The organism is Micrococcus sp. KRD026 (assembly GCF_017168445.1).
Taxonomy (GTDB): domain Bacteria; phylum Actinomycetota; class Actinomycetes; order Actinomycetales; family Micrococcaceae; genus Micrococcus; species Micrococcus luteus.
Genome location: NZ_JABFBA010000019.1, coordinates 20,320 through 30,028, shown reverse-complemented (window position 1 = coordinate 30,028; position 9,709 = coordinate 20,320). Strand labels below are relative to the sequence as shown.

Sequence of the window (9,709 nt, the reverse complement as noted above, 5' to 3'; positions counted from 1 at the left end):
GTCCACCCCCCAGCACACCGCCGGCGCCGGGGCGGCCGTACGGGGCCGGCTGCTGCGCGGCGGTGTGCTGGGGGGTGGACTGCTGCGGAGTGGACTGGGTCATGGGGGCGGCTCCTTCTGTTCCTTCTGTGCGTCGGTGGTGCATGGGGGCGCGAGCGGGCGAGGAGTCGGCGGGCCGACGTCGACCGCCCCGCTCATCCCTGGACAACCGGTGATCCGGGGTCTTTATTCCGCGCGGCCGCCCGAGGCGTCCGCCCTCGGGCCCGGCGCGCGCTCAGTCGCCGCGGATGATCCGGCGCAGCGCGGCCACCTGCTCGGTGAGCCGCTTCTCGTGTCCGATGGGCTTGGGCCGGTAATAGTCCCTCCCGACCAGGGGGTCCGGCGCGTACTGCTGACGGGCGACGGCGTGCGGCTCGTCGTGGCTGTAGACGTAGCCCTGGCCGTGGCCGAGGGCCGCCGCGCCGGGGTAGTGCGCGTCCCGCAGGTGCGCCGGCACCGCGCCCGTGTGGCCGGCCCGCACGTCCGCGATCGCCTCGTTCACGGCGGTGTAGCTCGCGTTGGACTTCGGCGCGGTGGCCAGATGCGTCACGGCCTGCGCCAGGATGATGCGTCCCTCCGGCATGCCGATCAGCTGCACGGCCTGGGCGGCGGCCACGGCGGTCTGCAGCGCGGTCGGGTCGGCCATGCCCACGTCCTCGGACGCGGAGATGATCAGCCGCCGGGCGATGAACCGGGGGTCCTCCCCCGCCTCCAGCATCCGGGCGAGGTAGTGCATCGACGCGTCCACGTCCGAGCCGCGGATGGACTTGATGAAGGCACTGATCACGTCGTAGTGCTGGTCGCCGTCCTTGTCGTAGCGCTGGACGTGGTGGTCCATCGCCTGCGCGGCGTCCTCGTCCGTGACCGCGACGGCGCCCTCCCCCGCCCGGCCGGCCTCGCGCGCCTTGTCCAGGGCGACGCCGGCCGCGGCCTCCAGCACCGTGAGCGCCCGCCTCGCGTCGCCGCCGGCCATCCGCACCAGGTAGTCCCGCGCGTCGTCCTGGAGCACCACGGCGCCGTTGAGCCCGCGCTCCTGGGTCACGGCACGGTCCAGCAGCCCGACGATGTCGTCGTCCGTGAGGGGACGCAGCGTGAGCAGCAGCGACCGGGAGAGCAGGGGTGCGATCACGGAGAAGGACGGGTTCTCCGTGGTCGCGGCCACCAGCACGACCCAGCGGTTCTCGACGCCCGGCAGCAGCGCGTCCTGCTGCGCCTTGGAGAAGCGGTGGATCTCATCGAGGAACAGGACGGTGGTGCGCCCGTAGAGGTCCCGTTCGCGCTGGGCCTGCTCCATCACCTGCCGCACGTCCTTCACACCGGCCGTGATCGCGGACAGCTCCGTGAACGTGCGCCCGGGGGCGCGGGCGATCACGTGGGCCAGCGTCGTCTTGCCGATGCCCGGAGGCCCGTAGAGGATGACCGAGCTCGGTCCCGCGGCGGAGTCCGGATCGGGCTCGGCGAGCTTGCGCAGCGGGGAGCCCGGCCGCATGAGGTGCCGCTGGCCCAGCACGTCATCCAGCGTGCGCGGGCGCATGCGCACGGCCAGCGGTGCGCCGGGGTGCGGGGCGGCCACGGTGCCGGCCGGGCCGTCGTCGTCGGCCCCGTTGTGGGCGGCGCTGAAGAGGTCGTCCATCGGGTCCAGGGTAGTCCTCGGCCCGCGGGGGCGTGGGTGGCATCATGGCCGCATGAGCCCCGCCGCCCCGCGCACCGACCACACCCACGTCCTGCTGCTGCGCGGGATCAACGTGGGGCGGAGCAACCGTGTCGGCAAGGACACGCTGATCCGCTGGGCCCAGGCCGCCGGCGGGGAGGCGGTCACCACCCACCTGGCCAGCGGCAACGTCCTGTTCCGGGCGTCCTCCGACGCAGCCGCGGAGGGCGTGCGGCAGGGGTTCGCGCGACGGGCGCGTGAGGAGGGCGGCCTCGACGTCCCCGTGGTCCTCGTGGACGTGGGCACGCTCCGGCGCGCCCTGGAGCTGCACGACGCGCTCCCCTGGGCCGGCGGCGAGCCGAAACGCACGCAGCTCACCGTGCTCGAGGACGACCCCGCACCCGAGGCGGCCGCCGCCCTGGCCGCGCTCGACCACGGGGACGACCGACCCGCGGGGCCGGATCGCACGGCCCTGGAGGGACGGCTGCTGTGGATGCGCTGCGCCGCGGGGGTCGCCGACTCCCCGCTCACTCCGGCCCGCCTCGACCGGGCGCTCGGGGTGCGCGGCACGGCCCGGAACCTCACGACGGTGCGGGTGCTCGCGGGGCTGCCGAGCGAGGACTGACCTCGGCGGACGGCACGCGGGGCGTCCGGGGCGTCGACACCCGCGGGACACCGCGCGCTGGCCGGGACGTCACGGACCGTTCACATCCGTGCGATGGGGTGACCCCGTCCTCCGCCTCCCTGCCCTGACTGGAGCATCCATGCCTCGCCTCGCACGCCTCGCCACGGCCGTCACCGCCGCGACCCTGTCCACGGCCTTCCTCGCCCCGGCCTCCCTCAGCGCGCCCGCCCCGCACTCGGCCACGGCCCAGCGCGCCGCCATCGCCGCCAACCCGTCCGGCAAGAGCATCGAGCTCACCCGCGCCGGCACCCACGAGACCGGCGTGTTCGGCGAGTCCGCCGCCGAGATCCCGGCCTTCGACGCGGTCTCCGGCCGCCTGTTCGTGGTGAATGCGCAGCGCGGCGCCGTCGACGTCATGCGCCTGGGCGCCGACGCCGCCCCCGTGGCCGAGCGGACCCTCTCCGCCGAGGGCCTGCGCACCGCGGACGGCTCCGTCACGGACAAGGGCGCCACGGTGAACTCCGTCGCTGTCTCCGGCGGTGTGATGGCCGTCGCCGTCGAGGCCGCCGAGAAGACCGACCACGGCTGGGTCGTGTTCTTCGACACCACCACCCTGCGCTACCTCGGCGGCGTGCGGGTGGGTGCCCTGCCGGACTCGCTGGCCTTCTCCCCGAACGGGGCGTACGTGGTGGTCGCCAACGAGGGCGAACCGGCCGACGACTTCTCCGTCGACCCGGAGGGCACGATCTCCGTGGTCTCCGTACCGAAGAACGCCCGGCAGTTCTCCCGCCTGACCCAGGACGCGGTGCGCACCGTGGACTTCCGTGCCTACGACGCCGGCACCGCCCTGCCCGCCGGCGTGCGCGTCTCCGGCCCCGATATGGCGGTGCCCGCCGGTCACGAGCCCGCCGGTCGGGTGGCTCGCAACCTCGAGCCGGAGTACGTCACCGTCGACCCGACCGGACGCACCGCCTACGTGTCCGTGCAGGAGGCCAACGCCGTCGCCGTCGTGGACCTGAAGTCCGCCACGCTGGAGGACCTCTGGGCGCTGACGCCCACCGATTGGTCCACCGAGGGCGTGCTGGACGCCTCGGACAAGGACGGCGGCATCGAGCTGGGCCACTGGCCGGTCGACGGCCTGCCCATGCCCGACGGCATCGACACGTACCGCTGGCGCGGTCAGAACCTGGTCGTCACCGCCAACGAGGGTGACGGGCGGGAGTGGGGCGACTTCAACGACTCCGAGCGCGTCAGCGACCTGGACCTGTGCGCCGCCGAGTTCCCGGGGGCCAAGGCCCTGCAGAAGAAGGATGCCCTGGGCCGCCTGAAGGTGCTCACCGACCTCGGCTACGACTCTGAGCGCGAGTGCCACTCCTCCCTGACCACACTGGGCGGCCGGTCCTTCTCCATCTACACCGCGGACGGCACCCGCCTGTTCGACTCCGCCGGCATGATCGAGGAGCAGATCGCCCGGCTCGTGGCCGCCGGCGAGCTGCCGGAGCACGCGTTCAACGCGAACAACGACGAGACCCCGTCCGGGGACTCCCGTTCGGATGACAAGGGCCCCGAGCCCGAGTCCGTAGTGGTGGGCACGATCCAGGGCCGCACCTACGCGTTCGTGGGCCTCGAGCGCATCGGCGGCGTGGTGGTCTTCGACATCACCGACCCGCGGAACGCCACCTACGTGGACTACGTCAACGACCGTGACTGGGATGCCGCGGGCGACGACGCCACGGCCGGCCTGGGTGACATGGGCGCCGAGGGCCTGACCTTCGTGCCGGCCGACGAGTCCCCCTCCGGCACCGCCCTGCTGATCGTCGCCAACGAGGTCTCCGGCTCGACCACCGTGTACGAGGTGAATCCGACCCGTCGTCAGTGATCCGCTGACGCGGACCGGTTCCGGGCGCGTTGCAGAATGGCTGCATGAGAGCCGTTCTGCAACGCGCCCGTTCCGCGTCCGTGACCGTCGACGGCAAAGTCGTCGGCTCCTTCGAGGGCGAGGGGCTGGTGATCCTGCTCGGCGTGACCGTCGACGACACCGAGGCCGAGGCCGTCCAGGTGGCCCGCAAGGTGGCCGGGCTCCGCATGCTCGACGGCGAGCGGTCCCTCACCGACGCCGGTGCCCCGGCGCTCGTCGTCAGCCAGTTCACGCTGTACGGCGACGTGCGGAAGGGCCGGCGGCCGTCCTGGACGCGCGCGGCGAAGGGCAACCAGGCCGAGCCGCTCTACGAGCGGTTCACGGCCGAGCTCGAGGCCGCCGGCGTGCGCGTGGAGCGCGGGGTGTTCGGCGCGAAGATGGACGTCTCCCTCACCAACTCCGGGCCGTTCACGCTGATCGTGGACTCGGACGAGCTGGCCGGTCCGCGGCGCGGCTGAGGCGGGCCCGCCGCGGACCCGGATCAGGCCTCCGGCTCGGCCTCGGCCTGCTTCGGCTCCGGCTGCGCGTCGACGCCGGCCTCCTTGCGCTGCTGGGCGGTGATGGGCGCCGGTGCGGCCGTCAGCGGGTCGAAGCCGCCGCCGGTCTTCGGGAACGCGATGACCTCGCGGATCGAGTCGGTGCCGGCCAGCAGGGCGACCACGCGGTCCCAGCCGAACGCGATGCCGCCGTGCGGCGGGGCGCCGTACTTGAAGCCCTCGAGCAGGAAGCCGAACTTCTCGTTCGCCTCCTCCGGGGACAAGCCCATGACCTCGAACACGCGCTCCTGCACGTCCTGACGGTGGATGCGGATGGAACCGCCGCCGATCTCGTTGCCGTTGCACACGATGTCGTACGCATACGCCAGGGCCGCGCCCGGGTCGGTGTCGAAGGTGTCCGCGAACTCCGGCTTGGGCGAGGTGAACGCGTGGTGCACGGCGGTCCAGGCGCCCGCACCCACGGCGACGTCGCCCGAGGCCACGGCGTCGGCCGCCGGCTCGAACATCGGCGCGTCCACGACCCACACGAACGCCCAGTCGGCGTCCTTCGCGGCCACGCCGTCACCGGCATCGGTGAACAGCCCGCAGCGACGGCCGATCTCCACGCGGGCCGCACCCAGCAGCGCGCGGGACTCCTTCGGCTTCCCGGCGGCGAAGAACACGCAGTCGCCCGGGTTCGCGCCCACGGCGGCGGCCAGCCCGGCCTTCTCCTCCTCGGAGATGTTCTTGGACACCGGGCCGGTCAGCTCGCCGTCCTCCTGGATGAGCACGTAGGCCAGGCCCTTGGCGCCGCGCTGCTTGGCCCACTCCTGCCACGCGTCGAGGGTGCGGCGGGCCTGGGAGGCGCCGCCCGGCATCACGACGGCGCCCACGTACTCGTTCTGGAACACGCGGAACGGGGTGTGCTTGAAGTATTCGGTCAGGTCCGTCAGCTCGAGGCCGAAGCGCAGGTCCGGCTTGTCCGAGCCGTACTTCTCCATCGCCTCGGCGTAGGTCATCCGGCGGATCGGCGTCGGCACGTCCACCCCGACGAGGGCCCACAGGGCCTTGACGATCTTCTCGCCGAGGGCGATCACGTCGTCCTGCTCCACGAAGGAGGCCTCGATGTCCAGCTGGGTGAACTCGGGCTGTCGGTCCGCGCGGAAGTCCTCGTCCCGGTAGCAGCGGGCGATCTGGTAGTACTTCTCGATCCCGCCCACCTGCAGCAGCTGCTTGAACAGCTGCGGCGACTGCGGCAGGGCGTACCAGGAGCCGGGAGCCAGGCGGGCCGGGACGAGGAAGTCGCGGGCGCCCTCCGGCGTCGAGCGCGTGAGGGTCGGGGTCTCGACCTCCACGAAGCCCTCGCCGTGCAGGAGCTCGCGCGCCGTCCGGTTGACCTCGGAGCGCAGGCGCATGATGCGCGAGGGCTGCGGGCGGCGCAGGTCCAGGTAGCGGTGGCGCAGCCGGGCCTCCTCGCCGACCTCCACGTGCTCGTCCACCTGGAACGGCAGCGCGGCGGCGGTGTTGAGCACCGTCACGGTCTCCGCGATCAGCTCGATCTCGCCGGAGGGCAGGTTCGGGTTCTCGTTGCCCTCGGGGCGGCGCTCGACCGTGCCGGTGACCTGCAGGACCCACTCGTTGCGCAGCGGGTCGAAGTCCGCCTCCTCCCGCACCACGACCTGGGCGAAGCCCGAGGCGTCGCGCAGGTCCACGAAGGCCACGCCGCCGTGGTCGCGCCGCCGCGCCACCCAGCCGGTGACGGTGACGGTCTGGCCGATGAGCGAGGCGTTGAGCTCGCCGAGGGAGTGGGTGCGCAGCACGAGGATCCTCTCCGTCCGGTCGCCGGACGATGTGCGGGGTTCATGTGATGGTCGACGCCGTGTGATACGCCTGCGGGGCGGGCGCGCGCCGTTCCCGTCAGTCTAGTGCCCCGTCCACACTGCCCCAGCCCAGGAGGACCCCGTCATGACCGCCGCCCTGCAGCGCCGCCTGACCCTGCTCCACGCCGTCGCGATCGGCCTCGGCTCGATGATCGGCGCGGGCGTGTTCACCGCGATCGGCCTGGCGGCCGCGCTCACCGGCGGCCACCCCGGCCTGCTGTACGGGGCCCTGGCGGTCGCGGCCGTCGCGGCCCTGTGCAACGCCCTGTCCACGGCGCAGCTGGCCACCGTCCACCCCGAGTCCGGCGGCGCCTACGTCTACGGCCGGCGGCAGCTGCACCCGTGGGCCGGCTTCGTCGCCGGCTGGGGCTTCGTCACGGGCAAGACCGCGTCGGTGGCCGCGATGGCGGCCACCCTCGGCCTGTACCTCTTCCCCGACGACGACGCCGCGGCCCGGTGGACGGGCGTGGCCGCCGTCGTCGTGCTCACCGGGGTGGCGATGGCGGGCGTGACGCGGACCGCGCAGGCGACGTTGGCGATCCTCGTGCCCGTGCTCGCCGTGCTCGTGTTGGCCATCGGCGCAGGCCTGGCGCGCGAGGCCCCCGGGGGCTCGGCCGCGGCGCTCGGCGTCGACTCCCCCGTGCAGGGCGTGCTCATGGGCGCGGGCGTCCTGTTCTTCGCGTTCGCCGGCTACGCGCGCGTGGCCACCATGGGTGAGGAGGTCATCGACCCCGCACGCACGATCCCGCGCGCCATCCTGATCGCCCTCGCCGTGACCGTGGCGCTGTACCTGCTGCTCGCCACGGCGCTGATCTCGGGCCTCGGGACCTCCGGGCTGGCCCGGTCCCCGGCGCCCGTGCGCGACCTGCTCGAGACCGCCCTGGGCTCCGGCTGGGGCTGGGTGGCGGTGGCCGGCGCCGCCCTCGCCGCGGCCGGGGCCATGCTCAACCTGCTGACGGGCATCTCCCGCACCGCCCTGGCCATGGCCCGCGAGTCCGACCTGCCCCGCCCCCTGGCACGGGTCCATGCGGGGACCGGCACGCCGTGGACGGCTCAGCTGACGTTGGCCGCGGCCGTGATCCTGCTCCTGCTCACCACGGACATCCTCACCGTGGTGGGCTTCAGCTCGTTCGGCGTGCTCGTCTACTACGCGGTGGCGAACCTGTCCGCCCTGACCCTGCGCGGGGACGACGACGGCCGCCGCCCGGCCCGGCCGCGCCCGCTGCGCCCGCTGCGCGTGCCCCGCGCCGTCAACGTCCTGGGCCTGGCCCTGTGCCTGCTGCTCGCCCTCAGCCTGCCGCCGATGTCCGTGGCCGCGATGGCGGGCGTGTTCCTGATCGGGGTGGGCGGGCGCGCGTTCGTGCGGGCCGGGCGCCGGGGCCGGTGACCCGACGCGCAGACACCCACCGCCGCCGCACACCGGGGCCGGCATAGCGGCCGCGTCCGCTCAGTCCTGCGCGCGGGCGACCTGCGGCAGCAGGTCCTCGGCCGGCGGGGTCCAGTCGGCCGGGTCCGCGGCGTGCTGCTCGCCGGAGCGGATGTCCTTCACCTCGTGGACCCGCGCGCCGGCGTCGTCCCGACCCATGAACCAGACGAACGGGATGCCGCGGCGGTCCGCATACTTGATCTGCTTGCCGAACTTCTCCGCGGACACCGCGACCTCCGCGGGGATGCCGCGCTCCCGCAGCAGGGCCGCGACGTCCTGGGCCTCGGACCAGTCCTCGTCCGCCGTCAGCGCCACGTACACCGCGGTCGGCACGGAGCGGGAGGCCACGGCCATCTGCTGGGACAGCATGCGCATCACCAGCCGCGTCACGCCGATGGACAGTCCGACACCGGGGAACACGCGGTTCCCCTTGGACGCGAGCGCGTCGTAGCGGCCGCCCGAGCAGATCGAGCCGAGCTGCTCGTGGCCCACCAGGACGGTCTCGTAGACGGTGCCCGTGTAGTAGTCCAGGCCGCGCGCGATGGACAGGTCCGCCACGGCGCGCCCGGGGGCGCGGCGGTGCAGGGTGGCGACGACGTCGGCCAGCTCGGTCAGCCCCTCCTCGAGCAGCTCGTGGGTCACCCCCAGGGCGCGGACCCGCTCGACGAACGAGGTGTCCGACGTGCGGATGTCCGCCAGGGCCAGCGCCTGCGCAGCCTGCTCGGGGCTCGCGCCGACCTCCTCCTGGAGCAGCCGCGCGACCTCCTCCGGGCCGACCTTCTCCAGCTTGTCGATGCTGCGCAGCACGCCGGCGGTGTCCTCCAGGCCGATGCCCCGGTAGAAGCCCTCGGCGAGCTTGCGGTTGTTCACGCGGATGAGGAAGTCGCCGATCGGCAGGGCGCCGAGCGCCTCGGCCATCACCAGTGCGACGTCGGCGTCGTACCGGGGCGAGAGGGCGCCGTCGCCGACGACGTCGATGTCCGCCTGGGTGAACTCGCGGGCGCGGCCCTCCTGAGGGCGCTCCCCGCGCCAGACCTTCTGCATCTGGTAGCGACGGAAGGGGAAGGCGAGGTGGCCGGCGTTCTCCACGACGTAGCGGGCGAACGGCACGGTGAGGTCGAAGTGCAGGGCCAGGCGCTTGGGGTCGGCTGGGTCCTTGGGATCGCGCAGGCCCGCGGCGACCTCCTCGTCCTCGGCCAGGCGCGAGACCGCGTAGACCTCCTTGTCCACCTCGCCCTTGCGCAGCAGCTGGCCCAGGGTCTCCACGGCACGGGTCTCGATGCCGGCGAACCCGTGCAGCTCGAAGGTCCGCCGCAGCGTGTCGAGCACGTGCTGCTCCACGAGCCGCTCGGCGGGCAGCCACTCGTGGAAACCGGACAGGGAGGCCTTGCGGGACATGGCGATCCTTCGAGACGACGACGGCGGGGACGCGCGACGGTCCCCCGCCGGCGCACCGGCCCATTCTAGGCGCGGGCGCTGTCCGGCCCGGTACGCTGGCCCTGTTCGTGTCCATCCCGACCGGCCGCATCCCTCGACGACTGCGTGCCGGCGCAGTCAGGGAGAGTTCCAGCGGTGACCAATCACATGCAGCCCGACGACCAGCAGTCCCCCGCCACCGAGTCCACCCCCGCGTCGGCCGAGGCCGCCGATACGACCGTGCCCGCCGAGGCCCGGCCCGTCCCCGAGATCGTCCC

General features: G+C 73.6%; 7 protein-coding genes. 4 read left to right on the top strand and 3 right to left on the bottom strand.

The window, feature by feature from the left end; translation table 11 throughout:
- Positions 1 to 274: 274 nt before the first annotated feature.
- Positions 275 to 1,672: a replication-associated recombination protein A gene (locus tag J1M40_RS06555; protein WP_044659815.1), complete on the bottom strand. Its 1,398-nt coding sequence runs from the start codon at positions 1,670 to 1,672 to the stop codon at positions 275 to 277.
- A 52-nt stretch (positions 1,673 to 1,724) separates the two neighbouring features.
- Between J1M40_RS06555 and J1M40_RS06550 the strand changes: the two genes are divergently transcribed.
- The 3 genes from J1M40_RS06550 to dtd all read left to right on the top strand — a co-directional run bounded on the left by J1M40_RS06550 (position 1,725) and on the right by dtd (position 4,691).
- Entirely contained in the window at positions 1,725 to 2,315 is a 591-nt protein-coding gene (locus J1M40_RS06550) for a DUF1697 domain-containing protein (protein WP_044659816.1), read from the top strand.
- A gap of 139 nt (positions 2,316 to 2,454) precedes the next feature.
- A complete protein-coding gene (locus J1M40_RS06545) occupies positions 2,455 to 4,194 on the top strand; it encodes a choice-of-anchor I family protein (RefSeq protein WP_044659817.1) in 1,740 nt (579 codons plus the stop codon).
- Between the two features lie 44 nt (positions 4,195 to 4,238).
- The gene (gene dtd / locus J1M40_RS06540) at positions 4,239 to 4,691 is read left to right on the top strand and encodes a D-aminoacyl-tRNA deacylase (protein WP_044659818.1); all 453 of its coding nucleotides are present in this window, start codon (positions 4,239 to 4,241) and stop codon (positions 4,689 to 4,691) included.
- 23 nt (positions 4,692 to 4,714) lie between these two features.
- Here the strand turns inward: dtd and aspS are convergent, their stop codons facing one another.
- The gene (gene aspS, locus J1M40_RS06535) at positions 4,715 to 6,529 is read right to left on the bottom strand and encodes an aspartate--tRNA ligase (protein WP_070708887.1); all 1,815 of its coding nucleotides are present in this window, start codon (positions 6,527 to 6,529) and stop codon (positions 4,715 to 4,717) included.
- 145 nt (positions 6,530 to 6,674) lie between these two features.
- Here aspS and J1M40_RS06530 point away from each other — a divergent pair, with 145 nt between their 5' ends.
- Positions 6,675 to 7,976 carry an APC family permease gene (locus J1M40_RS06530; protein ID WP_036313679.1) on the top strand — a complete coding sequence of 434 codons (1,302 nt, stop codon included), beginning with the start codon at positions 6,675 to 6,677 and terminating at the stop codon, positions 7,974 to 7,976.
- A 60-nt stretch (positions 7,977 to 8,036) separates the two neighbouring features.
- Here the strand turns inward: J1M40_RS06530 and hisS are convergent, their stop codons facing one another.
- Positions 8,037 to 9,413 (bottom strand): histidine--tRNA ligase, encoded by a 1,377-nt coding sequence (gene hisS / locus J1M40_RS06525; protein ID WP_036313678.1) that lies wholly within the window; start codon positions 9,411 to 9,413, stop codon positions 8,037 to 8,039.
- Positions 9,414 to 9,709: the final 296 nt, after the last annotated feature.

Excerpts from the sequence above, each read along its gene's own strand:
- J1M40_RS06545 (WP_044659817.1), top strand. The coding sequence starts at position 2,455 with ATGCCTCGCCTCGCACGCCTCGCCACGGCCGTCACCGCCGCGACCCTG.
- J1M40_RS06555 (WP_044659815.1), bottom strand. The coding sequence starts at position 1,672 with ATGGACGACCTCTTCAGCGCCGCCCACAACGGGGCCGACGACGACGGC.
- hisS (WP_036313678.1), bottom strand. The coding sequence starts at position 9,413 with ATGTCCCGCAAGGCCTCCCTGTCCGGTTTCCACGAGTGGCTGCCCGCC.
- dtd (WP_044659818.1), top strand. The coding sequence starts at position 4,239 with ATGAGAGCCGTTCTGCAACGCGCCCGTTCCGCGTCCGTGACCGTCGAC.
- J1M40_RS06530 (WP_036313679.1), top strand. The coding sequence starts at position 6,675 with ATGACCGCCGCCCTGCAGCGCCGCCTGACCCTGCTCCACGCCGTCGCG.
- J1M40_RS06550 (WP_044659816.1), top strand. The coding sequence starts at position 1,725 with ATGAGCCCCGCCGCCCCGCGCACCGACCACACCCACGTCCTGCTGCTG.